The sequence below is a fragment of the Pseudoclavibacter sp. RFBA6 genome (genome assembly GCF_002931575.1).
Taxonomy (GTDB): Bacteria; Actinomycetota; Actinomycetes; order Actinomycetales; family Microbacteriaceae; genus Pseudoclavibacter; species Pseudoclavibacter terrae.
Genome location: NZ_PSUA01000012.1, coordinates 641,394 through 663,356, shown reverse-complemented (window position 1 = coordinate 663,356; position 21,963 = coordinate 641,394). Strand labels below are relative to the sequence as shown.

Sequence of the window (21,963 nt, the reverse complement as noted above, 5' to 3'; positions counted from 1 at the left end):
CCGCGGGTGCGTCCGCGCTTAATGTTGACGCCATGCAGTTCGGCAGCAGTCTCGTCCTCGCCCTGGCGGTGACGCTCTGGCTTGCCTATTTCGTGCCGACGTGGGTGCGCCGCCGCAACTACCTCGCCACCGAGCAGAACGCCATCCGCATGCAGCAGGCGCTGCATTCGCTCGCGACCACGAGCGATCTCAGCGGGGCTCGCGTGCGGGCCGACGGGCGTGGCGTGAGCGAGCAGGAGCGTCGCATCAAGCGTGCGAGGGCCGAGGCCGAGCGCGCGGAACGTGAACGCGATGAGGCGGCTCGTCGGGCCCTGCCCGCCGTGACCGTGCCTCGCTCTGCGGAAGACCGCCAGCGCGCCGCGCGTGCGACCCGGCGCGGTCGTCTCGTCACCTCGCTGGTGACGCTCCTGGGCATTGTCGCGGTCGGAGTGGGCATCTCGCTCGGCGCGACCGCCGGGTTCTGGTGGGTGCTGGTCGCCGGTGTCGTGACGGTGCTTGCCGGCGTCGCGGGCCTGCAGCGCCTCGCTCGCATCGCGAACGCGCAGCGTCTCGCGGCTCGGGTCGCGGTTGCTGCCGAGCGCCAGCCGAGGGCTGAACGACAGGCTGACGCAACGATCGATTTCTCGGTGAGCGACGCGGCCCGTCCCGCAGCTCAGCCGACCGCCGAGGCCCAGGTCACTGAGTCACTTGATGGCTGGGTACCCGTTCCGGTGCCGAAGCCCCTGTATCTCGAGCGTTCGTCCTCGGAGTCGCTGGCTGCTCTTGAAGAGGAGTCGGGGACACCCGGGCGACCCGGTCCGGACGGTCCTGGAGGTGGGGTGGAAGTCGAGAAGGTCGACCATCTCGAGCTGCTTCGCGAGGCGGCCCGTCGGTCCGAGCAGAAGATCCGGGATGCGCACGCGCAGCCAGGGATCGCGACGTTCTCGACCCGCGCGTCCGCAGCGATGCAGGGAGTGCCCCTCGCGCAGACCGCAGCAACTCGTGCCGGGCTGGCCCAGTCGTCCCCGCAACTGAGCGAAGCCGTGCTGAACCCCATCGTCGTGGCCCCGGTCGAGAAACGACCGAGCCGCTGGGCCAGCATGGGCGTCCTGGACGAGGTCGAGCCTGGCATGGGCGATCTTGACGCTGCGCTGCGGCGGCGTCGCGTCGGCTAGTCGCCGCTGGGTGGTGCGGGCGATCCACTAGTGTGGTCGGATCATGGCAACACCAGTAGACGGCGACCCGTTCGCGAAGACCGACGACTCATCGATCGATGTGCCGAACGGGATCTTCGCTGCCGGAGACGAGACGCTCGACCGCACCGGCGCGACGAACGCTCGTCTGCTCCTCGGCGGTCCTTTCGCGCGGTTCCGCGCCGCTCCGGCTGCTGCTCGGGTGAGCTGGTTCCTGGCTGCCGTCGCACTTGTTGTCGTCGTCGTGGTGATCCCCGTCTCGATCGGCTCATTCGCCGCGGTTCGCAAGGAGTCGCTGGCGGCGTCCACGGCTGCGCCCGCCCAGCCGGCTGTCGTTGTCCTGAGTCCGGAGACGCTCGCCGTGAGTGCCCAGGTGGACGCGATCGAGCCGGCGTACGTCATGTCGAACGGTCTTGTGACGGACGAGTCGAAGAGCAAGATGGGCGACCTGCTCGCCACGGCTCGGGATCAGATCGACGCGAACGACGCGGCCGGTGCCACTTCGACGATGCAATCCGCCGTGCCGTACTTCGTCGCGGAGTACTCGCAGCGTGTTGCGACCGCCGCGGAGACCGAGGTCGAAGAGTACGACCAGTCCGAGTGGGAGACCGATGAGCGGCTCGCTGAGCTCATCGAGATCGTCCGCGCGAACGCGCAGGGTCAGGACCTGACGGCGCTGGTCGCCGCGGTCATCGAGATCCCGCAGGTGGTGGGCGATGCCCGAGCCGAGCACTTCGGCAACCGTCGCACGTATGTCCCGCCTGCTCCGACGACCGCTGCGCCTGCCCCGTCGGCGCCGGCAGCGACGCAGCCGCCGGCGACCGAGGCACCGCAGATGACGCAGGCGCCTGCGCCGTCGCAGGCTCCGGAGCCGGAAGAGACGAAGCCCCCGGAGCCGAAGCCCGAGCCGCAGCCCAGCGGCGGCCCCAACTTCACGTCAGCCCCCAACGGCGACTGACGCGACAGGGCCTCAGTTCTCTGCGCGGCCGATCTTCCAGTATCCGGAGAAGGTGATCGAGCTCGGCGGCAGGTCGCATTGGCGGACGAGGTGCCGGCGGATGACCTTCACCGTCGACGATTCGCCGGCCAGCCACGCGTAGAACGAACCCGAGATCTCCGTCGCTACGGCCCAGGCATCCACGGCTTGCGTGAGCCGCTCGCCGTATGGGTGCTCTCCTCGTACGAGCCACGTGACGACGACGTCCGCGTTGCCGGTGGGGAGGGGGACGCAGTCGGCTGCTGACGGGACTTCGAGGAACACGCTCGCCGCGGTGGTCTTCGGGAGGCGCTGCAGGATGTTGCGCACGGCTGGTAGCCCCGTCTCGTCGGCGGCGAGCAGGAGGCGCCGCGCCCCGTGGGGTTGGAAGTCCATGCCGCCGGTCGAATCCTCCGCCCGGATGTCGGGGCCGACGACGATGAGCTCGTCCCCGGGCCTGGCGTTCGCCGCCCACGCGGTGGCGGGGCCGGCTGGCTGGTGGAGGACGAAGTCGATGTCGATCTCCCGGAGGGACGGGCGCGTCGCACTGGGCGTGTAGGTGCGGATGGGGTTGCGCTGCTCGTCTGGCAGCGTGCGCCACTTCGAGTGCCAGTCGGTGAGCGCGGGCGCTGGTGAGTCGGTGATGCCGAAGTCGCCGTAGGTGCCATCGGCGTGCTGGAAGACGAGCTTGATCCGGTGGTCGTTGCCGTGCGGCGCGAAGTGCTGGAGGCTGTCGGCGCCGAGCGTGATCCGGACGTAGCTGGGGGAGACGCGGGTCACCCGCTTGACCTGGGTGACGAACGGCGGGAATGGCGTGTATGCCTCGGTCATGCAGGCGTCGTCGTGGGAGAGCGTTGCACGATGGCGGAGTGCGCGAGCGGAACGACGAGCGGAGTGCCCGTCTCGGGGTCCGGGACGATTCGTGCTCGGACGCCGAAGACGTCAGCGACGAGCTCCTCGGTGACCACGTCTGCCGGCGGCCCTTCGGCGACGAGCTCGCCTGCCTTCAACGCGATGAGGTGCGTCGCGTAGCGTGCTGCCTGATTGAGGTCGTGCAGGACTGCGATGAGGGTCTTGCCTTGGCGGTGCAGCTCGGCGCAGAGCTCGAGGACGTCGATCTGGTGCGCCAGGTCGAGGTACGTGGTCGGCTCGTCGAGGAGCACGACGGGGGTGTCCTGTGCCAGCACCATGGCGATCCACACGCGCTGGCGCTGACCGCCAGACAGTTCGTCGACGCTGCGGTCCGCGAGGTCGGTGAGGCCGGTCCGCACGAGGGCTTCCTCGACGGCCTCGTCGTCGTCATGAGACCACCGCTGGAGGATGCCCTGGTGCGGGTGGCGGCCGCGCGACACGAGGTCGGCGACGGTGATGGTGTCGGGGGCGATCGAGGACTGGGGGAGCAGGCCTATGCGCTTGGCGAGCTCCCTGGCCTTGAGGGTTCGGATGTCGGTGGAGTCGAGGAGCACGCTGCCGCCGGCCGCGGGGAGCAGGCGGGCGAGCGAGCGCAAGAGAGTGGATTTGCCGCACGCGTTTGGCCCGACGATGACGGTGAAGGAGTTCGCGGGGATGGTGACGTCGAACCCATCGAGGATGGTGCGCTGGTCGTAGGCAACCGTGAGGTCTGCGGCGCGGAGCTCTCCGCTCACGCGAGGCTGCGCCTGCGGGCGTCGGCGATCGGTGATCGACTCGCGAGGGCGAGCTCGGTGGGGTCTCTCATGTCGTGGACCTACTTCGTCTGAAGGGCACAGGCAAGGCTTGCCTTGCTCCCGAGTATCCCACGGTTCGGCTGTGTCCGGTGTTGAGCGTCCGGTCCTGTGCCTCTCGGGACGCTCCGCGGTTCAGGCGATGAGGGCGTGCGCGCGGTACTGGCCCGGGGTCATCGCGAGCACTCGCCTGAAGGCGTCGATGAACGTGCTGGTCTGCGCGTATCCCAGTGATCGTGCGACGAGCGCGACGCTCTGCCCGTGCGAGAGCTGCTCAAGCGCCGATTGCACGCGGACCAGCTGGCGCCAGCCGTGGAACGAGACGCCCGTCTCGTTCTGGAAGATCCTGGCGAGCGTCTTGCTGCTCACCTCGAGCGATGCCGCCCATTCGTCGAGCGATCGGCGGTCGCCCGGGTCTGCGTTCAGCACGTCGGCGATGGGCAGGATGCGCTGGTCGCGTGGCATGCGGACGCGGAGGTCGTGCGACGTGGGGGCGAGGTTGTCGAACAGGACCCGCTCGATGTTGCGGCGCTGCACCTGCGTGAGGTCGGCGGCCTGGAGGCGGGCCAGCAGCTCTTGCAGCAGCGGAGTGACCGTCACTCCGTAGGCGTCTCGGGGGCGGAGGAACGACTCCCGCTCCGAGAAGAACGTCGCCTGGAACTCGCAGTCCGCGGAGACTCGACTCGTGTGGACGATGCCTGCAGGCACCCAGACGGCGAAGTGAGGCGGCACCACCCAGACGCTTCGTTCCACCACGAGCTTCATGATCCCGCGCTGCACGGAGAGGAGCTGGCTCACGGGATGCGAGTGCGGCTCCCACTGGACTGCGTGGCCCTGCTCTTGCCTTGGAAGGGTTCTCGCGGCGGGAAGCAAGGCGAGAGGCGGGGAGACGTCCGGCTCGATCACGGCGGCGTTCGAGTCACGTTGCCACGTAGGTGGGAGTCCGGCGGTGCGCATACCTCGAGATGGTACACACTCTGGGACCGTTCCAAAGGATACGTATGAGTAGTCAAGAAGTTCATGAGGATTCCTCCAGTGGTGGCGTTCGAAATTATGGATTGGAGAAGCAGATTCGGGATGCACGGTTGCCTGGATTCGGCGACGGCTCGCGCGGGTCGCGTTGGCAGTCCGCGCTGCCCAGTGGTAATGTTTCCTCCCGTCAGGGCCTATGGCGCAGTTGGTAGCGCGCCTCGTTCGCATCGAGGAGGTCAGGAGTTCGAATCTCCTTAGGTCCACAGCAATGAGGGCCCGATCACTCGATCGGGCCCTCATTCCTTTCACGGAGGTCGCGTTGCTGGTCCTTCGCGGAAGTGGCGTTGCTGGTATCAGCTGAGGTCGCGGTATCGCTTGGCCTCGGCGAGCGCCGCCACCAGCTGGGGTTCCGTGGTGCGGGCGCCGTATCCCGGGGTGTCGCGTTGGATGCGCCATCCCTCGGCGAGCGGTGTCACCTCGACCGTGTCGAAGCCGAACTGGTCGTAGAGCCCGCGGACGACGTCGAGGGCGTCCTGGCTGTCACTGGCGGCGACCAGCGCGCGCCGATCGGCGGCCCCCGCCGGGCGACCATCCGAGGTGATGTCGGCGGCTCCGATGTGATTGAACGCCTTGACGACCTGCGACTGTGAGAGGTGCTGCTGGAGCAGCTCGGACGTCGTCGTCGTCTCGTCGTCGAGCTCGGCGATGGCACCATCACGTTGCGGGTAGTAGTTGTTGGTGTCGAGCACGATCTTGCCGGCGAGCGCCTCGACGGGCACGGAGTCGTAGGCGTGCAGGGGAATGGTCACGACGGCCACATCTGCCGCTTCTGCGGCCTCGATGGCCGTCGCCGCGCGGGCCGCCGGCCCGAGTTCCGCGACGAGCGACGCGAGGGTCGCCGGGCCGCGAGAGTTGCTGATGACGACGTCGTACCCCGCCTCCACCGCCTTCCGAGCGATCTGGCTGCCGATATTGCCTGCACCGATGATTCCGAGAGTTGTCATGCTCGAGCCAACCCCGGAAGGGTGCGGGATCTTCCGATGTGACAGCACGTGACGGCAGGTGACGTCGCTAGAATCTGCACAACACGAGGGAGCTGACATGGCAGGCCATCGCATCTACGGGACAGCGTTCGCGGACGTCTACCCGCATTACGTCACGAAGGCGGAGCGGAAGGGGCGCACGAAGGCCGAGGTCGACGAGATCATCCGCTGGCTCACCGGGTACTCCGACGAGCAGCTCGACGGGACCATCGAGCGTCGCGTCGACTTCGAGGGCTTCTTCGGGGATGCGCCGCTCATGCAGCCGAACCGCGCCCTCATCAAGGGCGTCGTCTGCGGCATCCGGGTGGAGGAGATCGAGGAGCCCCTCATGCAGGAGATCCGCTACCTCGACAAGCTCGTCGACGAGCTCGCGAAGGGGAAAGCGATGGAGAAGATCCTCCGGAGCTGACTCCGCCCCTGCGCCGGGACGTGCGCGTCGGCGCGCCGTGACGGTAGCGTGAATGCGTGAGCGCCCAGAGCATGCCAGGCAAGCCGGCCGCACCCCTCCGTGATGGTGGGCCTGCGGGCGAGGGCGCTCGGCGCACGGGACGCATCACGGGCCTCGACCTCGCGCGCTTCCTGGCGCTCATCGGCATGATGGCAACGCACGTGTGGGTCACCAACTCCGACGGATCCACGCCTGCCCTCGCCGCGTTCCTCGGAGGCAAGGCGGCCGCCCTCTTCGCCGTGCTCGCCGGGATCGGCGTCGTGCTCACGACGAGGAAGCAGCGGGACCGCCGCGCCTTCGGGGCGGCTGCACTCAACGTCGTCGGGCGAGGCCTGGCCCTCATGGTGATCGGTATGACCCTCGGCCTCGTACCCGGGCCGATCGCCGTGATCCTGGTCTACTACGGGCTCGTGTTCTGGCTCGTCGCGCCGCTCCTCCGGCTCTCGAACGTGTCGCTGCTCATGGTCGCTACCGCCTGGGCCGGGCTGTGGCCGTTCCTCTCCATGCTCCTGCGCGCGCCCCTCAACGTCGGCTCCGAGCTCGGCACACCCAGCTGGCTCGACCTCGCGCATCCGCTCGAGCTGCTCCGTGGGCTCTTCGTCACGGGCACCTACCCGGTGCTGACCTGGGTGGTCTACGCGATCGTCGGCATGGTGGTCGGGCGGATGCTCGTCGTCGCCCGCGAACGCGGCACCATCCTGCAGCTGAGCCTCGGACTCACGGCCGTGGGCTCAGTGCTCGCGCTCCTGGGTGTCGGCATCAGCATGCTGCTCGCCGGGCCGTTCGGCGGCCTCAGCTCGATCAGCGCCTCGACGGGTGCCGGAGATCGAGCGTCCGAGCTTTTCTACTCTGCCGCATTCGGCACCACCCCGACGGAGAGCGGCTGGTTCCTGGCCTCGCCCGCCCCTCACTCCGGGACGACGTTCGACCTCGCGATCACGGCGGGCACCTCGCTCATCGCCATCGGCCTCTGCCTGGCCGTCTGCCTGCGACTCAGCGAGGCGCCGCTCCGCGTGCTCGGACCGGCTCTCGGCGCGGGGGCGACACCGCTGACGATCTACACCCTGCACGTCATCGTGGCAGGGGCCACCTATACGGCGCTCGTCCACGGCGGTGCGCTCGCGGATGCCCCAGAGCTGTTCTGGCTCGTCTCGAGCGCCCCGATCTGGCTCATCCATGTCGCGTGCGCGCTCGCCGTCGGCGCCGTCTTCTTCTGGTGGCGGCGTCGCGGACCGCTCGAAGCGGCCGTGACCTGGACAGGGCAGCGATTCGCGTCGCTCATGGATGCGCGTCGCGAGTGAGCGCGCCGAAGTTGCGCAGACGGAGACGGCGCCCGCCACCGGGACTCGGTGGACGGGCGCCGTCTGCGTCAGGCTACGCGCTACTTGCCGGCAAGCGCCGTCTCGATCTGCGGCGCGACCTGGTCGATGGCGTACTGCACTGCGAGCGTCGTGCCGAGCGAGTACGCCGAGGCGACGTCGCCGTCGATGACGACGGCACGGCCGTCCGCGACTGCGGGAATCTGCTGCCACTGCGCGTCATCGGTGATGGCCGACTTCTCGATGAAGATCGGGAACGCGACGATCAGGTCTGCGTCGAGCAGGTCGAGCTGCTCGTTGGAGACGGTCGAGGTGAAGCCGGACTCGGCGACAGGGAGCTCGGCGATCTTCGGGCTCTGCACGAAGCCGAGGTTCTCGAGGAACGCGACGCGCTCGCTGCCGTCGATGTACGCGCCCCAGCCCTCTGACGTCTTCGTGGCGGCCGTTGCCGTCTTGCCAGCCCACTCCGGGTTGGCGTCTGCGACAGCCGCGAAGGCCGCGTCGACGTCCGCGAGCAGCTCGTCACCCTTCTCGGGGACGCCCAGTGCGCTCGAGATGAGCTGCATCTGCTGCTCGGTCGACGTCAGGTAGCTGTCGCCTCCCTCCGGCACGCCCACCGTGGTGGTGATCGAGGAGAGACGGTCGTAGCGGTCCTGGTCTCCGGAGCTCTTCGTATCGAGGATGAGGTCCGGTTCGAGGGCAGCGATCGCCTCGTAGTCGGGCTCCATGGTCTCGATGATGACGGGAGCCGTGTCGTACAGACCCTCAGCCCAGGGGCCGACACCTTCGCCGCCGAACGCCAGCCAGTCCGACGCGCCGACAGGCTGGACGCCAAGCGCGAGCGCGGTCTCGGCATCGCCCCATCCGAGTGCGACGATGCGGGTCGGTGCCTCCTCGATCGTGACCTCGCCGAACTTGGTGTCGACGACCGCTGGGAACGTGCCATCGGCTGCCGGGGCGGCCGTCTCTCCGGCATTCGTGTCGGCGGTCGCGGAGCAACCCGTCAGCAGGAGCGCGGCTGCGGAAGCGAGGGCGAGGCCCTTGGCGAGGTGTTTCATGGAGACCTTCTGTCTGAGTGAACGGCAGTCGACGTAGGTTAGCCTAAACTCGGTTCTCGTGACGACAGAAGTGAAAGCCGGGCCACCCGGCGGCGTGGTGCGTTCCGCCGCAGGCTCGGCCAGGCACGTCTCGAGGGCGCGGCGAAGCCTGATGCTCCTGATCTCCACGCTCCTGCTCGCCGTCACCTGCACCCTCAGCATCGCGATCGGCTCGCGGGAAGTGCCGCTCGACCAGGTCTGGGCCGCGGTCACCGGGGGAGACGTCGACCAGGCCACGCGCACGGCGATTCTCGACCTTCGCGTCACGCGGACCATCATCGGCCTGCTGGTGGGCGCTGGCCTCGCGGTCGCTGGAGCGATCATCCAATCCGTCACCAGGAACCCCCTCGCCGACCCCGGCATCCTCGGCGTCACCGCGGGCGCGTCCTTCGCCGTCGCGCTCGCCGTGGCGGTGCTCGGTGTGACCAACCCGAACGGCTACGTGTGGTTCGCTTTCCTGGGTGCCGCGGCGACGACCGTGCTCGTCTACTTCCTCGGCAGCGGAAAAGGCGGGCCGAACCCGCTCAGGCTCACGCTCGCAGGTATGGCCTTCGGGGCCGTGCTGAGCGGCATCATCGTCGCGATCCGATTCAGCGACCCGCAGCGGTTCAACGCCCTGCTCGTGTGGGAGTCCGGCTCCTTCCAGCTGCGAACGCTGGACACGACTCTGCCGGTCGCGCCGTTCGTCGTCGCTGGAGTGGTGCTGGCGCTCGCGCTGGGCCGCTCGCTCAACGCGCTCGCGCTCGGAGACGACCTCGCCCACTCGCTCGGCTCCTCGGTCGCGCGCACCAGGGTGCTGTCCATCGTCGCCGTCACGCTGCTCGCGGGAGGGGCCACGGCAATTGCCGGCCCGATCGCGTTCGTGGGCCTCATGGTGCCGCACCTCGCACGCGCGATGGTTGGTCAGGACCAGCGCTGGATCCTCGGACTCAGCGTCCTCCTCGGTCCCTCGCTCATGCTCGTCGCAGACGTGCTCGGCCGGGTCGTGCTCCGGCCAGGCGAGCTCCCCGTCGGCATCGTCACGGCGTTCATCGGCGCTCCGGTGCTGATTGCGCTGGCACGCCGGAAGAAGGTGAGCGGCCTGTGACCGGACAGGACGTCACGGCGCGGCGCGGTCATCGAACGGCGCCGTCCGGGCCCGGAGGTCCTGCGAGGGTCGCGCGCGAGCTCCGACTGCGGCGCACCGTCGTGGTCACGCTCATCCTCAGCAGCATCGCCATCGTGCTTGCCGTCGTGGCGCTCGGACTCGGCAAGTACCCGCTCACCCCCATCGAAGTGCTCGAGGCGGTCTTCGTTCCCGACGGCGGCTTCGCAACGACCGTCGTGCTCGAGTGGCGGGCACCGCGAGTCGTCGCGGCACTCGTGTTCGGGGCAGCGCTCGCCGTCTCCGGTGCGCTCTTCCAGTCGCTCACGAGGAATCCGCTCGGCTCGCCGGACGTCATCGGGTTCTCGACCGGCGCCTACACGGGCGCCGTCGTCGTCATCATCGCCGGCGCGGGCACCTTCGTCGGGACGGCACTCGGAGCACTCGCCGGCGGCCTGCTCACAGCCATCCTCGTCTACGCGCTCGCACGTCGCGGAGGCGTCAGCAGCTTCCGCCTCATCGTGGTCGGCATCGGCGTGACGGCCTTCCTGCACGCCCTCAACACGTGGATGCTGCTGCGCGCACAGACGGAGGTCGCGATGACGGCATCCATCTGGGGTGCCGGATCGCTTGCCCTCGCCCAGTGGTCGCAGCTCGTGCCTGCCGCGGTCATCCTGATCCTCCTCGTGCCCGCGGTCGCCCTGCTCGCCGGCCCGCTCCGACAGCTCGAACTCGGCGACGAGACCGCGAGGAGCCACGGTGTGCGGGTCGAGCCGACACGCTTCGCCGTGCTCATCGTCGGCGTCATGCTGACGGCCGTCGTGACCGCCGCGACGGGGCCCATCGCGTTCGTCGCGCTCTCGGCGCCGCAGCTCGCGCTGCGTCTCGAGCGTGGGCCGGGTGTGCCGATCCTGTCCTCGGCGGTCCTCGGCGCAGTGCTGCTGCTCGCGGCCGACCTCGTCGCGCAGCACGCGCTCGGCGGCGCTGTCCCGGTGGGAGTCGTGACGATCGTCATGGGCGGTGCCTACCTGGTTGTCCTGCTGGCGCTGCAGACCCGACGGTAGGGCGAGGCTCGCCTGCTGTGCTTGGATTGCATCATGCTCAGCAAGCACCACGACGACGCGGTCGGGGAGTGACCTCCCAGGCTGACCGGCGGGCGCGCGTCGCCGTCGCCGTCATGTTCCTCACCAACGGGGCGCTCTTCGCGAACCTCCTCCCTCGGTATCCGGGGCTCAAGGCCGAGCTCGCGCTCAGCAACGTCGAGTTCGGGCTCGTCGTCGCCGCCTATCCGAGTGGCGCGCTGCTCGCAGGCCTCGCCGCGGCCTCGCTCATCCGCCGCTTCTGGTCGTCACGCCTCGCGGTGGCTGGCACGACGATCACCAGCATCGCCTTGTTTGCGGCGAGCTTCGCGCCGAACGGGCTGCTGCTTGCAGCGGCCTTCGCGCTCGGTGGCGCAGCGGATGCGCTCACCGACGTCGCGCAGAACTCGCACGGACTGCGCGTTCAGCGCCGCTTCGGGCGCTCCATCATCAACGGATTCCATGCGATCTGGTCCATTGGCGCCGTGCTCGGCGGGCTCATGGGGGCGGCGGCCGTGGCACTGCACGTGCCCTTCCCGCTGCACCTCGGCATCAGCGGTGCGCTCTTCACGATCGTCGCGATTCTCGCGTACCGGTGGATGATCCCGGGCCCAGAGCACGACGATGTCGAGGTGTCGACTGCCGGAATCAGGGTCGTGCAGGAGGGCACGGCGCCGCGGGGTGGGTCGGCGAAGTACGTCGTGCTCCTGGCGCTTGTCCTCCTGACGGTGGCGGGCTCGGTGGTCGAGGACTCGGGCAGCACCTGGGCTGCCCTCTACCTCGCCGGTTCGCTCGACGCCCCGCAAGCGCTCGCCGCGTTCGGCTTCGTCGCGCTCGTGGGCGCGCAGTTCGTCGGTCGGATGCTGGGGGACCGCCTCGTCGACCGGTTCGGGGAGCGCCGAGTCGCGCAGGCTGGTGGGCTCGTGACGGCGCTCGGCATGGGGGTCGCCCTGCTGTTCCCGAGCGTTGGCGGGACGATCGCGGGGTTCGCTGCTGCAGGCCTGGGCATCGCGACGCTCGTGCCTGCCGCGTTGCACACGGCCGATGAGCTGCCCGGGTTCAAGCCGGGCACGGCCATCACGCTCGTCTCCTGGCTCATGCGCCTCGGGTTCCTTGCGGCACCACCCCTCGTCGGGCTGCTTGCCGACGCGACCTCGCTCCGGGTGGGTCTCATCGTGGTGCCGGTCGCGGGTATCGTCGCGTTCCTGTGCGCTGGTGTGCTCGCCGGACGCCACCGCAGGCACGAATAGGCAGGTAGGGGAGCTGGGATGCAGGAATCCATGGACCGCGTGTTCGAGATCGTCGCGGTCGTCGTCGAGGTCCTCGGCGCCGTCGCGATCGTCATCGGCATCCTCGTGGCGATCGTGCTCGCCGGCTTGGCGCTCCTCCGCGGGCGTGGCGGCACGGTAGCTCTCGCGACGTTGCGCACGTCGCTCGGCGCTGGCATCCTGCTGGGGCTCGAGGTGCTCGTCGCCGCCGACCTCGTGCGCACCATCACGTCGAAGCCCTCGTTGGAGGACGCGCTCATCCTCGGACTCATCGTGGTGATCCGCACGGTGCTGAGCATGTCGATCCAGATCGAGATCGAGGGGGTGCTGCCGTGGCGCCGGGCCCTGACCACGAGCGGCGCGCAGGTGCTCGCCGATCAGGTGCGAGCTGCGCGGCGCCCGCCCATCGGCGAAGACGGAGCGGCGGGAGTCCGCGGCATCGACCCGCGATGACGGCTGCGGCCCGCGCCATTTCCAGGCGCGGGCCGCAGACCGCAGTGCGGGTCAGACGCCCAGGATGGCGCGCAGCATGTGCGCGACGCGCGCGCGGTTGCTCGGCGTGTCCTGCCAGGCGAGCACGCGTCCGAGCGAATCGACGACGTGGAAACCCGCATGGGCGATGCAGCGGGCTTCGGACGCGGAGAACTGCGGCTTGACCGCGCGAAGCAGGCCAGCCCACTCCTCGATGTGATCCCGCTGCAGGGCCAGCAGGCGCTCTCGCTCTTCGTCGCTGAGGTTCGTCGACTCGGCGATGTAGACCTGGAGCAGCTTGTGGTGCGCGAGCTGCGCTTCGACGTAGGCGTCGATCAGGCCGTCCAACGCGGCTTCGTTGGAATCGACGGCCGCGAAGACGTCACGCGTCACCTGTCCGAGGTATTCGGCGGCCCGAGAGCAGGCGGCTGCGAGGATTCCACTCTTGCTCTCGAAGTGCCGGTAGACCCCGGAGGCAGTGATGCCGACGGCACCGCCGATCTCCTCGATGCTGACGAGGTTGTATCCCCGCGCGAAGAACAGGTCGATCGAGTGCGCCACGATCTGCTCGCGCTTGGCGGTCGACGGGATCCCCGTGGCGGAGGGGGCGACGTACGCCTCCGTTTCGGGGAGGTCCGCTTCGAGGGCACGCTGTGAGGCGGCGCGCAGGTAGTCTGCGGCCGCTGCGGAGATGCTCGTCCGGTGCATTGACACGCTTGCGAGCACCGCGAATGCCGCACGGCTCTGCAGTGCGCGGTCTTCGTCGCGCAGATCCGGACGCAGCTCCTTCAGCACGGTGGAAAAGCGTCCATAGACCTTCGCGAGGCGCCGGTCCACGGAAGCGCGGTCGGCGGGTTCGAGGTAGCGAGACTCCCAGCGGATGATCTCGCCGGTCCCTCGGCACTTGATGAGGCTGTCGAGCGTCGCGTTGATGAGCGCTGAGGCCCGCTCCGTGGCGGGGGCACCCGCGGCGACGGTCGTCTCGGTGACCTCGTCCGTTGCGCCTTCGACGGCTTCGACGATGCCGAAGGCCGTGTGCTTGAACAGGTCGTACTTGTTGGCGAAGTGGCGGTACAGGGCGGGGGCGGAGATGCCGACCGAGGCGGCCACGTCGCTCATACTCACCTGGTGGTAGCCCCGAAGCGCGAACGCCTGCGTGGCGGCGGACTCGATGCGCTGCTTGCGGTCCTTGGGGCGGATGGTCGGAGTGTGAGGCCACGTGGGGGGAGTGGTCATGGAGGGGGTGTTGCTCCGTTCAAGATCTGGTGCTGGTAGTGAACGAGGTCTTCGGCGCTCGGGGGTTCGCCTCTCGCCCCAGAAGGATACCCGTCCTACCGGTGGTTCTTCTTCGAACACACCCGATCTGCGGAGCGCGAACGGTGTCGTCCGTGAACGACGAATGCCACCCTGTCGAGGACAGGGTGGCATTCGAGAACTCGGGCCCTAGGGCTGTGAGCGCTTGGTACGTGCAAGGAGCATTGCACCGGCCGCTAGGAGCAAGGCCGCGGCAGCCGCTGCGAACGGTGCGAGAGTCTCGGCTCCGGTCGTCGCGAGGCTGCTCTCCGGAGCAGGCGTGATCGTCGGCGTCACAGGAGGATGCGAGGCATTCGTTGGCGTCGGCGTGAGGTCCGGTGTAGGTGTAGGTGTAGGTGTAGGTGTAGGTGTGGGCGTGGCGGTTGCTGTTGGTGTCGGTGTCGGCGTTGACGTTGGCGTTGGCGTGGCAGTCGGAGTCGGCGTCGGCGTGGCAGTCGGAGTCGGCGTCGTTGGAGGCGTTCCCGTGCCGTTCCCGCCGCCCTGCTGTTCGACGGTCGTGACGTGCTCGATGGTGCTGCCGTCGACGTTCGCGCTGTTGCCGAACGTCTGCCCGAGCACGAGAGGGCCCGTTGCCGTGGTCCTGTACATGAGGCGGTATCGAGCGTCGGCCGGGATCGGCCCCGCGAACGTGAAGGTGTAGCTCAGCAGGTCATCACTCACCGAGACGGAGTACTCGGACGGGTCGACATCCGTGAGTTCGCCGTCCCCCGTGGCTGCGGCGAACGAGAACGACCCTGGATCGATCTCGTGCGGCGCGAATCCTGCGCCCACCTTGAGCGCATCCGAGATCGTCAACGTTTCTTGGCCGGCGAACTGCGAACCTGGCACGTAGATCCGCCACGTCATGCTGCCACTGGCCGTGATCGGGAAGGAGTCCTTGATCAGCGACGTCACCGGCGGCTCATTGGCCGGGACGCCGATACCGCCGCCGGGGAGGGGGACGACCGTCACGACGCCGTCGATCACGAAGTCCAATCCGTCGTTCTCCGTGACCTCGCTCGCCTCGACCCAGAACCACAGGTCGCCGGCAACGTCCTGGAGGGCATCGACGTGGTCGGTGAGGGTGCAGGTCACCACCGGGGCGTCATCGTCGCTGACGGTGCAGTTCGCGACGGCCGTGTCAGGGGCCTCTGGCGCGGAGATCGAGAAGGTGCCGGCGCCCGCCATGCCGAATTCCGGGGGGAGCGTGAGACCGAACGTCTCACCGGCCGCTGCGCCAGTTGGGACTGACCATTCTGCGTCGATGCGCAGCCAATCCCACTTCTTCGCTTCGTCCGACGATGAGCCGCTGTTGGTCGTGATCGTGATCGACGAGGGATCGATCGCGCTCGGGTAGGTGAAGTCCGCTTCCTCGGCACCCGCCGTGGTGATGCCACCGCCGATGGCGAGTGTGCTCCCGGCGAGCAGTGTCGCGAGAAGGAGGCTGGTTCTGCGGTCTCCCGCTCTGTTCGTATGCGTTGCCCTGTTCGTATGCTCTGCGCTCAATCTTCCCCCTGAAGTCGGTGTGGTGCGCGCGGCATGGCGCGCGGCCCGATCAGCGTAGGCAGGAGGGTCGTCGAGCAGGCGCATCTCCGGGAGCGTGGTGCCGGATTTAGTCCGCTTCGATAGCTCACAGACCCGGAGATGCGCCGCATACAAACACAGCGAGTGCGACCCGAAGGTCGCACTCGCTGGGCGTGGTCAGCTCGTCGGAGGACGAGGACCGCTGAGAGCCTGTATTTAGAGCGGGCGGATGCTCTCGGCCTGGAGACCCTTGGGTCCCTGGGTCACATCGAACTCCACGCGCTGGTTCTCTTCAAGCGTGCGGAAACCCTGGACGTCGATTGCGGAGTGGTGCGCGAAGACGTCGGGCGTTCCGTCGTCCGGAGCGATGAAGCCGTAGCCCTTGTCTGCGTTGAACCACTTCACGATGCCAGTTGCCATGTTTTTCTTCCTTCATTGTTATGCAGCCCGTACTTCGGGCGATTGATCCGCGTACGGATCTGTGCTTATTAGGCACGGTCTATTTCGCGCAGGACTGCGCTGTCCGAATCTGAAGAGATTCGGGTTGCTGTTCACGACAGCGTGAACGAGCAAAGATCAGGGGTGGATAAGAACGTGGGTCGGTGCTGTCTGGGGGGCAGTTCCGATTCGGATGGGGCGCGCGCTCGACCCGTATTCACTGCGGTGCTACTGGACGGCTTGCCGACACTCAGCGCGTGAGCCCAACGCTATCACGCTCTGCGCCCGCTATAGCGGGCGAATTCCGGCGAAAAGTGTCACGCGGGGTCATGGGCCGGAAACCCACCGTCTGGTCAGCTCGCAGCGGCGTCGACATTGCCGAGTTTCCGGTGCCCGCCGAAGGTGAGCTGGGCTTTCGTGAATCCGTACGAGACTGAGATGGACTGCTCGACGAGGCGCGCCCTCTGAGCTGGAACGGTCGGGCGGTCATCACCGCGTCTACGCTTGAGCGTGAGTGCGTACCATGGAGAGCCAGTGAAGGAGTGGATCGCATGACGGGTGATGAGGCAATCTCGCCCGTGCGCGCGCTCCGAGCCCTCAACGCGGCACGGCGATACGACGGCTCATCCGGGTCCGGAGGGCGGCGCGTAGACCTCGATGGGGGTCCTGTCGAGGTCCTCGAGTGGCTCTCGTCTCAAGGACGCAAGTACGACAACCTCCTGGTCCTGGATGAGCCATGTTCGGCGACCGCCGGAGCCCTCGCCGAGCTGCTTCCGGACGCCCACGTGCTCGCGCCGTCCCTCGACGACCTCGGCTGGGCCCAGAGCTCGGAGGCCGCGGCGTCGACCAGCATCCCGGCTGTGGTTCAGGTGCTCGACCACTTCTCCATCGAGCGGGCGGTGCTCGTCGGTGCTGCGGACGCCGCAGATCTCGCCGTCGCCGTCGCCGTCGCGCATCCGGATCGTGTGGGAGCGCTCGTGCTGATCAACGGCGGTATCGGGGCTTCTGAGAAGCGTGCCGACGTGACGCCGAGCACTGGATCCGGGTCGCGCGACGCGCTGTCGGGGCTGCGCGTCCCCGTTGCGTTCCTGTTCGGCGGGTCCGTGGCCGAGTCAATGGGCTACACACCTGCGTCCGTCCGAGCGATCACGTCCTGGCTGCGGCACGTTGACGCGCAGCATGTGGCTGCGGATGAGAACGAGCAGTTCGAGGAGCGCGCGCTTGCTCTGGTCGCCGACATCGTCGAGGCACAGCTCGCCGCGGTGCGTGCGAGAGCTGCACATCCGGCGACCGGCTCCCACCGCGTGATCACGCCGGTCGACGACGCGAACTGACCTCCGCCCGTCCGCTGTCTGGGCGACGGCCCGCGACGTCGTCGTATGCTGGACAGTTGCACACACGGGCGCGTCGAGCCCGAAGAGGTATTGGATGGTCTATGAGCGTCGCAGCTAGCGTCGAGCCACGCACGAACACGAACCCGGACAGTTTCATCGTCCGAGAAGCCCGAACGGACGAATTCGAGGCCATTGGGGCTCTGACGGTTCGGTCCTTCGACGCCGGTTCCCGCGGCAGTGCGCGGTGGCGTGAGTGGCGTCGACCCGCGGAGCGTGACGTCTCCGCACGAAGCGAGGCTGGCACGGTGCTCGTGGCTGTTGCCGATGGCAGCGAATCGCAGGCTTCCGCGGTGATCGGGACGACGACGGTGCTTCGAGCCGGAACGGACCCCGCACGTCTCGCGCGCGGTGACGAGGCCGAGCTGCGCTTCACCGCGGTGGCTCCCGAAGCGCGCGGTGCAGGAGTCGCGGATGCGCTGGTCCACGCGGGCCTCGAGCTCGCCCGACGAGGTGGCGCGAGGGCGGTCGTCCTCGACGTGGGTGCCGCGAACACGCAGGCCCGACGGCTTGCCGAGCGCGTCGGATTCGCCAGGGTGAAGGGCCGGGACACTGAGGACGAGACCGCCGGCGTGGAGCTGGCCTACCGCTACGACCTGACGCAGACCGAGGGGATCCGCATCCGCCTGGTCAGACATGGTGAGATCGAAGCCATCGGCAGGCTCACCGAGCGCGCCTACAGCAACGACTACGAGGTGACCCCCAGCTACGCGGAGGACCTGCGCGACGCCGCCAGCCGCGCGCGACGCGATGAGGTCTGGGTGGCCGAGGACATAGCTACGGGGCAGATCCTGGGTTCGGTGTGGACGCCGAGGCCTGGAGAGCGGATCTCCCAGCTCGCCCGGCCCGGAGAATTGGACTTCCGCATGCTCGCGGTGGCTCCTGAAGCCCGAGGTCGAGGCATCGGTCAGGCGCTCGCGGGTCACGTCATCGCGCTTGGCCGAGACCGTGGGGCATCGCGCGTGGTCATGAACAGCGGGCCGGAGATGCTCGGCGCCCATCGCCTCTACGAACGGCTCGGCTTCGTTCATCTCACCGACCGTGAGGGCCCGAAGGAAGTGGCCCCCGGCATCGTCGTGCACCTCTCCGCCTTCGGCTACGACCTCAGCGCCTCACCGGCAGTGGAGATCTGACGCTCCTAGACTCTGACGCGTCGGATCTCTCGTTCAGCGGTGAGGAGCAGATGATGCCAAGGTACGACCACTTCGAGGCGAACCACGCACGCGCCATCGGCGCGGGCGCGTCATCGCTGGGCGACCCGAGCGATGTCATGGTGCAGGGGCGGATGGCGCTGCTCGCCGACCGTCAAGGGGCGACGTTCGGGCTCTGGCAGCCCGGTGGCCGCCGCGACTTCGATGCCTGGGGTGAGCCCGCTACCACCGCGTGGTTCGAGCTGCACACGACCGAGCTGGACGAGGCGACCGAGTTCTACGCGGCGGCCACGGGCTTCGACCCGCACCCCATGGCTGGACCGCCCGAGTTCCGGTACACGCAGTTCGGCCCGAGGCCGGGTGGCGAGGATGCACGCTTCGGTGCCTTCGAGGAGTCCGCCGGCAGGGGGACCGGCGCCAGGGGAGCAGCGCAGCGGCCGGACGCTGAGTGGGTCGTGTACTTCGTGACGCCCGCTGTCGATGAAGCCACGTCCAGTGCTCGCAGCCTCGGGGCAGACGTGCTCGGCGAGCCCGCGGACAGCCTCTTCGGAAGGATGGCGAACCTCGTCGATCCGTTCGGCGTGGGCTTCTGCCTGGTCGAGGCGATGGAAGGGGCTGGAGAGTGAGGGCACCCACCGAGTACGGGCCGCACGACCTCACGGGCCGCCGCTACCTAATCACCGGGGCCTCGACGGGGCTCGGCTTCTTCACGGCAAGGAGCCTCGTCGGACGGGGCGCGGACGTGGTCATCACGGGCCGCAGCGCCACGCGGCTCGCTGCGGCTGCAGCCGGGACCGGACGTCCTGACCTCACCACCACGCTGCCGTTCGACATCGCCGAGCTGGGGGAGGTCGAAGCTGCCGCGCAGACGCTGCTCGATGGGCAGAGCGGCCGAGGCGGGTTCGACGGCGTCGTGCTCAACGCCGGTGTCGTTCATCCGCCCGCAGATCGCGAGACGACGAGCGACGGCATAGAGCGGGTCTTCGCGACCAACGTGCTCGGACACTTCGCCCTGCTGAGCCGCCTGACGGCCGGGGCAGCGCTCCGCGAGAGCGCGGCGGTCGTGTGGCTCGGCAGCATCGCCCCCGCCCTGACACGCGCGCACCTGCAGGACGTGCAGCTGCGCGGCGCTTACACGTCGTGGAACGCGTATGCGCAGTCGAAGCTCGCGACGCAGGTGCTCGCCATCGAGGGCGATCGGCGGGCGCGCGCCGCCGGAGGGCACGTGCGGAGCCTCGTCGCGCATCCGGGATACTCGACCGGCGGACTGACGCCGACGGTGGCTGGCGTGCACGAACCCTCGCTCGGCAAGCGAGCCCTCGACGGACTGCTCGCCTTCGCTGCCCAGGGTAAGGACGATGGCGCCCTGTGCCAGCTCCGGGCCGTGACCGACCCGGAGCTCTGTGGCGGGGAGACCATCGTCCCGGCCCGTCTCACGCGAGGCCGCCCGGTGCTGGGCGCCTCGCAGTGGCGCAGCTACGACAGCGAGCTGGGCGAGCGCCTCTGGGGCTACTGCGCGTCGCTTGCGGGCGCCGCGCCCGACTTCTCGGCGATCTCCGCGCGAACCTGATCCATGTCGACGTTCTCGAGTGCCTCGATGAGCTTCTCCACCCCGGCGAGAGGCATCGCACCGGGCTCGCGGTACAGCAGCACGCCGTCACGGAATGCCATCAGCGTCGGAATCGACGTGATCTGCAGGCCAGCGGACAGCTCCTGGTTGCTCTCGGTGTCGACCTTCGCGAACGTGATGTCCTCGTGGCGCTCGGACGCGGCGGAGTAGATCGGACCGAACTGACGGCACGGGCCGCACCATTCAGCCCAGAAGTCCACGAGCACGATGCCCGAGGAGTCGACCGTGTCCTTGAACGTCTCAGTGGTGATGTCGATGGTTGCCATGCGTCTCCTATCTCGGGGCGTACGGGGAGCACAACGCCCCACGGATGCACGCTATTCCGTCGGCGCTGAGCGTGGCATCTGCAAGGGGCGTAGCATCCACCCTCGTGGAAACTGTCTCCCGCCCCTGGCCCGCCCTCTGGGCCCTCGTCATCGGCTTCTTCATGATCCTGGTCGACTCGACGATCGTCTCCATCGCGAACCCGGCGATCCTGCGGGACCTGCAGACCGACATCACCGCCGTCATCTGGGTCACCAGCGCCTACCTGCTCAGCTACGCCGTGCCGCTCCTCATCACCGGCCGGCTCGGCGACCGCTTCGGGCCCAAGCGCATCTACCTCATCGGCCTCGTCGTGTTCACGCTCGCCTCACTCTGGTGCGGCCTGTCGGGTGACATCGGGACCCTGATCGCCGCCCGCGCAGTTCAGGGCCTCGGCGCCGCGCTCATGACACCACAGACCATGTCCGTCATCACCCGGATCTTCGCGCCCGACAAGCGCGGCGCAGCGATGGGCCTCTGGGGTGCGGTCGCCGGCGTCGCCACGCTGGTCGGGCCCATCCTCGGAGGGTTCCTGGTCGACAGCCTCGGGTGGGAATGGATCTTCTTCGTGAACGTGCCTGTCGGCGTCGTCGCGTTCATCCTGGCCTGGCGCCTCGTGCCGAGCCTCGAGACGAAAGCGCACTCCTTCGACTGGCTCGGGGTCGTGCTGAGCGCCGTCGGCCTCTTCCTGCTTGTGTTCGGCATCCAGGAAGGCCAGACCTTCGACTGGGGTCAGATCGCCGGGCCCATCTCCGTCTGGAGCCTCATCATCGCCGGCGGGGTCGTGCTCGCCGGTTTCGTGGTCTGGCAGCGATTCAACCGGAGGGAGCCCCTCCTGCCGCTCGGCCTGTTCCGGGACCGGAACTTCACGGTCGCGAATCTCGGCATCTCGGTGCTGGGGCTCGCCATCGTGTCGATGCCGCTCCCCATCGCCTTCTACTTCCAGACAGCGCGCGCCCTCGAACCCACGCAGGCCGCGCTCATGCTCGTGCCCATGGCGGTCGTCTCCGGTGCCATGGCACCCTTCGTTGGCCGGCTCACCGACCGAACCCAGCCGCGCTGGATCGCCTTCGCCGGCTTCCTCATCGTCGCCGCGTCGCTCACCTGGCTGTCTCTGCTCATGACGGCAGACCGGCCGCTCTGGCAACTGCTGATCCCGCCCGCATTCCTCGGCCTCGGACTCTCGGGCCTCTGGGCTCCGCTTGCGACCAGCGCGACGAGGAACCTCCCGCCGGCGCTCGCGGGGGCAGGGTCGGGGGTCTACAACATGACGCGCCAGGTCGGGTCCGTGCTCGGCTCGGCCGCGATCGCGGCCCTCATCAGCTCGCGCCTCGCCGCGGAACTGCCTGGAATGCCGGCGGAGGCGGCCGAGCAGAGCAGCGGCGAGCTGCCCGCCGCAGTCGCCGAGGGGTTCTCGACCGCGATGGGGCAGGCGCTGCTGCTGCCGATCGCCGCGTTCCTCATGGGGGCGGTCATCGTCCTCTTCTTCGAGAAGCCGCGAGTCGAGGAGACCGCGCGGGCCGAGAACCGCGCGTAGACGACGCACCGAGACGAAGCCGGCCGCCGCGAGTGCGGCGACCGGCTTCGTCTGGCGAGGTGCG

At 68.6% G+C, this 21,963-nt stretch carries 22 protein-coding genes and 1 tRNA gene; 14 read left to right on the top strand and 9 right to left on the bottom strand.

Annotated features, from left to right (window positions below):
* Positions 1 to 32: 32 nt before the first annotated feature.
* The gene (locus C5C17_RS13060; protein ID WP_104253776.1) at positions 33 to 1,154 is read left to right on the top strand and encodes a hypothetical protein; all 1,122 of its coding nucleotides are present in this window, start codon (positions 33 to 35) and stop codon (positions 1,152 to 1,154) included.
* A gap of 43 nt (positions 1,155 to 1,197) precedes the next feature.
* Complete coding sequence (locus C5C17_RS13055) at positions 1,198 to 2,130, top strand: hypothetical protein (protein ID WP_104253775.1); 933 nt, start codon at positions 1,198 to 1,200, stop codon at positions 2,128 to 2,130.
* Between the two features lie 12 nt (positions 2,131 to 2,142).
* Here C5C17_RS13055 and C5C17_RS13050 read toward each other — a convergent pair whose 3' ends face one another.
* The 3 genes from C5C17_RS13050 to C5C17_RS13040 form a co-directional block, all read right to left on the bottom strand.
* The gene (locus C5C17_RS13050) at positions 2,143 to 2,979 is read right to left on the bottom strand and encodes a siderophore-interacting protein (protein ID WP_104253774.1); all 837 of its coding nucleotides are present in this window, start codon (positions 2,977 to 2,979) and stop codon (positions 2,143 to 2,145) included.
* Positions 2,976 to 3,794 carry an ABC transporter ATP-binding protein gene (locus C5C17_RS13045; RefSeq protein WP_104253773.1) on the bottom strand — a complete coding sequence of 273 codons (819 nt, stop codon included), beginning with the start codon at positions 3,792 to 3,794 and terminating at the stop codon, positions 2,976 to 2,978. Before C5C17_RS13045 ends, C5C17_RS13050 begins: the two co-directional genes overlap by 4 nt.
* A gap of 192 nt (positions 3,795 to 3,986) precedes the next feature.
* Entirely contained in the window at positions 3,987 to 4,808 is an 822-nt protein-coding gene (locus tag C5C17_RS13040; protein ID WP_181028592.1) for an AraC family transcriptional regulator, read from the bottom strand.
* A 205-nt stretch (positions 4,809 to 5,013) separates the two neighbouring features.
* On the opposite strand from C5C17_RS13040, the gene C5C17_RS13035 reads away from it, so the two are divergent.
* Positions 5,014 to 5,086, top strand: a tRNA-Ala gene (locus C5C17_RS13035).
* Positions 5,087 to 5,176: 90 nt separating this feature from the next.
* Here C5C17_RS13035 and C5C17_RS13030 read toward each other — a convergent pair.
* On the bottom strand, positions 5,177 to 5,926 hold the full coding sequence (locus C5C17_RS13030) for an NADPH-dependent F420 reductase (RefSeq protein ID WP_374953917.1): 750 nt from the start codon (positions 5,924 to 5,926) through the stop codon (positions 5,177 to 5,179).
* Between C5C17_RS13030 and C5C17_RS13025 the strand changes: the two genes are divergently transcribed.
* Both C5C17_RS13025 and C5C17_RS13020 read left to right on the top strand, forming a co-directional pair.
* Positions 5,925 to 6,275: a DUF2200 domain-containing protein gene (locus tag C5C17_RS13025; protein ID WP_104253770.1), complete on the top strand. Its 351-nt coding sequence runs from the start codon at positions 5,925 to 5,927 to the stop codon at positions 6,273 to 6,275. The two genes, C5C17_RS13030 and C5C17_RS13025, sit on opposite strands and share 2 nt — an antisense overlap.
* 56 nt (positions 6,276 to 6,331) lie before the next feature.
* On the top strand, positions 6,332 to 7,615 hold the full coding sequence (locus tag C5C17_RS13020) for a heparan-alpha-glucosaminide N-acetyltransferase domain-containing protein (RefSeq protein WP_104253769.1): 1,284 nt from the start codon (positions 6,332 to 6,334) through the stop codon (positions 7,613 to 7,615).
* An 80-nt stretch (positions 7,616 to 7,695) separates the two neighbouring features.
* On the opposite strand, the gene C5C17_RS13015 is transcribed toward C5C17_RS13020, so the two are convergent.
* Positions 7,696 to 8,691: an ABC transporter substrate-binding protein gene (locus tag C5C17_RS13015; protein ID WP_104253768.1), complete on the bottom strand. Its 996-nt coding sequence runs from the start codon at positions 8,689 to 8,691 to the stop codon at positions 7,696 to 7,698.
* 58 nt (positions 8,692 to 8,749) lie between these two features.
* Between C5C17_RS13015 and C5C17_RS13010 the strand changes: the two genes are divergently transcribed.
* From C5C17_RS13010 to C5C17_RS12995, 4 genes are all read left to right on the top strand, one after another.
* Positions 8,750 to 9,817 (top strand): iron ABC transporter permease, encoded by a 1,068-nt coding sequence (locus tag C5C17_RS13010; protein WP_258066199.1) that lies wholly within the window; start codon positions 8,750 to 8,752, stop codon positions 9,815 to 9,817.
* Entirely contained in the window at positions 9,814 to 10,878 is a 1,065-nt protein-coding gene (locus C5C17_RS13005; protein WP_104253766.1) for an iron chelate uptake ABC transporter family permease subunit, read from the top strand. The genes C5C17_RS13010 and C5C17_RS13005 overlap by 4 nt, the downstream gene beginning before the upstream one ends.
* 68 nt (positions 10,879 to 10,946) lie before the next feature.
* Positions 10,947 to 12,143, top strand: coding sequence for an MFS transporter (locus C5C17_RS13000; protein ID WP_258066198.1), 1,197 nt, complete (start codon positions 10,947 to 10,949; stop codon positions 12,141 to 12,143).
* An 18-nt stretch (positions 12,144 to 12,161) separates the two neighbouring features.
* Positions 12,162 to 12,614 (top strand): DUF1622 domain-containing protein, encoded by a 453-nt coding sequence (locus tag C5C17_RS12995; protein WP_104253765.1) that lies wholly within the window; start codon positions 12,162 to 12,164, stop codon positions 12,612 to 12,614.
* Positions 12,615 to 12,665: 51 nt separating this feature from the next.
* On the opposite strand, the gene C5C17_RS12990 is transcribed toward C5C17_RS12995, so the two are convergent.
* The 3 genes from C5C17_RS12990 to C5C17_RS12980 form a co-directional block, all read right to left on the bottom strand.
* A complete protein-coding gene (locus C5C17_RS12990) occupies positions 12,666 to 13,868 on the bottom strand; it encodes a TetR/AcrR family transcriptional regulator (RefSeq protein WP_181028591.1) in 1,203 nt (400 codons plus the stop codon).
* 207 nt (positions 13,869 to 14,075) lie between these two features.
* Complete coding sequence (locus C5C17_RS12985) at positions 14,076 to 15,431, bottom strand: Ig-like domain-containing protein (RefSeq protein WP_146079176.1); 1,356 nt, start codon at positions 15,429 to 15,431, stop codon at positions 14,076 to 14,078.
* A 234-nt stretch (positions 15,432 to 15,665) separates the two neighbouring features.
* Positions 15,666 to 15,869: a cold-shock protein gene (locus C5C17_RS12980; protein ID WP_068478769.1), complete on the bottom strand. Its 204-nt coding sequence runs from the start codon at positions 15,867 to 15,869 to the stop codon at positions 15,666 to 15,668.
* A 569-nt stretch (positions 15,870 to 16,438) separates the two neighbouring features.
* On the opposite strand from C5C17_RS12980, the gene C5C17_RS12975 reads away from it, so the two are divergent.
* The 4 genes from C5C17_RS12975 (at position 16,439) to C5C17_RS12960 (ending at position 19,999) form a co-directional block, all read left to right on the top strand.
* A complete protein-coding gene (locus C5C17_RS12975) occupies positions 16,439 to 17,221 on the top strand; it encodes an alpha/beta fold hydrolase (protein ID WP_104253762.1) in 783 nt (260 codons plus the stop codon).
* A gap of 101 nt (positions 17,222 to 17,322) precedes the next feature.
* Positions 17,323 to 18,411: a GNAT family N-acetyltransferase gene (locus tag C5C17_RS12970; RefSeq protein WP_104253761.1), complete on the top strand. Its 1,089-nt coding sequence runs from the start codon at positions 17,323 to 17,325 to the stop codon at positions 18,409 to 18,411.
* A 53-nt stretch (positions 18,412 to 18,464) separates the two neighbouring features.
* On the top strand, positions 18,465 to 19,055 hold the full coding sequence (locus tag C5C17_RS12965) for a VOC family protein (protein ID WP_146079175.1): 591 nt from the start codon (positions 18,465 to 18,467) through the stop codon (positions 19,053 to 19,055).
* Positions 19,052 to 19,999, top strand: coding sequence for an SDR family NAD(P)-dependent oxidoreductase (locus tag C5C17_RS12960; RefSeq protein ID WP_181028590.1), 948 nt, complete (start codon positions 19,052 to 19,054; stop codon positions 19,997 to 19,999). Before C5C17_RS12965 ends, C5C17_RS12960 begins: the two co-directional genes overlap by 4 nt.
* Here the strand turns inward: C5C17_RS12960 and C5C17_RS12955 are convergent.
* Entirely contained in the window at positions 19,939 to 20,325 is a 387-nt protein-coding gene (locus tag C5C17_RS12955) for a co-chaperone YbbN (RefSeq protein ID WP_104253758.1), read from the bottom strand. The genes C5C17_RS12960 and C5C17_RS12955 overlap by 61 nt on opposite strands.
* A 104-nt stretch (positions 20,326 to 20,429) precedes the next feature.
* On the opposite strand from C5C17_RS12955, the gene C5C17_RS12950 reads away from it, so the two are divergent.
* Entirely contained in the window at positions 20,430 to 21,899 is a 1,470-nt protein-coding gene (locus tag C5C17_RS12950; RefSeq protein WP_104253757.1) for a DHA2 family efflux MFS transporter permease subunit, read from the top strand.
* Positions 21,900 to 21,963: the final 64 nt, after the last annotated feature.

What these genes read in the sequence shown, in the direction of transcription:
- C5C17_RS12990 (WP_181028591.1), bottom strand. Translation starts at nt 13,868, where the DNA reads ATGACCACTCCCCCCACGTGGCCTCACACTCCGACCATCCGCCCCAAG.
- C5C17_RS13060 (WP_104253776.1), top strand. Translation starts at nt 33, where the DNA reads ATGCAGTTCGGCAGCAGTCTCGTCCTCGCCCTGGCGGTGACGCTCTGG.
- C5C17_RS12975 (WP_104253762.1), top strand. Translation starts at nt 16,439, where the DNA reads ATGACGGGTGATGAGGCAATCTCGCCCGTGCGCGCGCTCCGAGCCCTC.
- C5C17_RS13025 (WP_104253770.1), top strand. Translation starts at nt 5,925, where the DNA reads ATGGCAGGCCATCGCATCTACGGGACAGCGTTCGCGGACGTCTACCCG.
- C5C17_RS12970 (WP_104253761.1), top strand. Translation starts at nt 17,323, where the DNA reads ATGAGCGTCGCAGCTAGCGTCGAGCCACGCACGAACACGAACCCGGAC.
- C5C17_RS13055 (WP_104253775.1), top strand. Translation starts at nt 1,198, where the DNA reads ATGGCAACACCAGTAGACGGCGACCCGTTCGCGAAGACCGACGACTCA.
- C5C17_RS12980 (WP_068478769.1), bottom strand. Translation starts at nt 15,869, where the DNA reads ATGGCAACTGGCATCGTGAAGTGGTTCAACGCAGACAAGGGCTACGGC.
- C5C17_RS12995 (WP_104253765.1), top strand. Translation starts at nt 12,162, where the DNA reads ATGCAGGAATCCATGGACCGCGTGTTCGAGATCGTCGCGGTCGTCGTC.
- C5C17_RS13015 (WP_104253768.1), bottom strand. Translation starts at nt 8,691, where the DNA reads ATGAAACACCTCGCCAAGGGCCTCGCCCTCGCTTCCGCAGCCGCGCTC.
- C5C17_RS13040 (WP_181028592.1), bottom strand. Translation starts at nt 4,808, where the DNA reads ATGCGCACCGCCGGACTCCCACCTACGTGGCAACGTGACTCGAACGCC.
- C5C17_RS13030 (WP_374953917.1), bottom strand. Translation starts at nt 5,926, where the DNA reads ATGTCAGCTCCCTCGTGTTGTGCAGATTCTAGCGACGTCACCTGCCGT.
- C5C17_RS12955 (WP_104253758.1), bottom strand. Translation starts at nt 20,325, where the DNA reads ATGGCAACCATCGACATCACCACTGAGACGTTCAAGGACACGGTCGAC.
- C5C17_RS12965 (WP_146079175.1), top strand. Translation starts at nt 18,465, where the DNA reads ATGCCAAGGTACGACCACTTCGAGGCGAACCACGCACGCGCCATCGGC.
- C5C17_RS13050 (WP_104253774.1), bottom strand. Translation starts at nt 2,979, where the DNA reads ATGACCGAGGCATACACGCCATTCCCGCCGTTCGTCACCCAGGTCAAG.